The organism is Novacetimonas hansenii JCM 7643 (assembly GCF_000964405.1).
GTDB lineage: Bacteria > Pseudomonadota > Alphaproteobacteria > Acetobacterales > Acetobacteraceae > Novacetimonas > Novacetimonas hansenii.
This window is the reverse complement of sequence record NZ_BANE01000434.1, coordinates 1-293: the sequence shown is the minus strand read 5'-3', so window position 1 is coordinate 293 and position 293 is coordinate 1. Positions and strand designations below refer to the sequence as shown.

1 protein-coding gene and 1 pseudogene are annotated in these 293 nt (G+C 64.5%); both read left to right on the top strand.

The window, feature by feature from the left end:
- The coding region (locus tag B7G66_RS18575) for a hypothetical protein (protein WP_048859452.1) at positions 1-189 on the top strand (189 nt) is incomplete at its 5' end.
- Positions 190-207: 18 nt separating this feature from the next.
- Positions 208-293 (top strand): annotated as a pseudogene (locus tag B7G66_RS18880) (DUF736 domain-containing protein); the annotation flags it as partial.

Genomic DNA, 293 nt, shown 5'->3' with positions numbered 1-293 from the left:
CGCCTCGATCGGCTGGCCGCAACGGCGTTCCAGAACTTTCTTCCCCTGACGGCTGCGCCGTCATTCCTCGCGAGACAAGAAAGTTCGGGCCCTGCCGTCCTCCGCTGCGCTTCGGCCCTGAAGGGTGCTCTGCCGCTCGCCTCCGGCTGGTCGATCGCCATCGAGGCCACGGTGGTCGCGGCCCGATAACAGCATGGAGATACGACAATGGCTAACATCGGTTCCTTCAAGAAGGTGGGCGAAGGCTTCGAAGGCGAAATCGTCACCCTGGCCCTGCAGGCCCGCAACGTCCG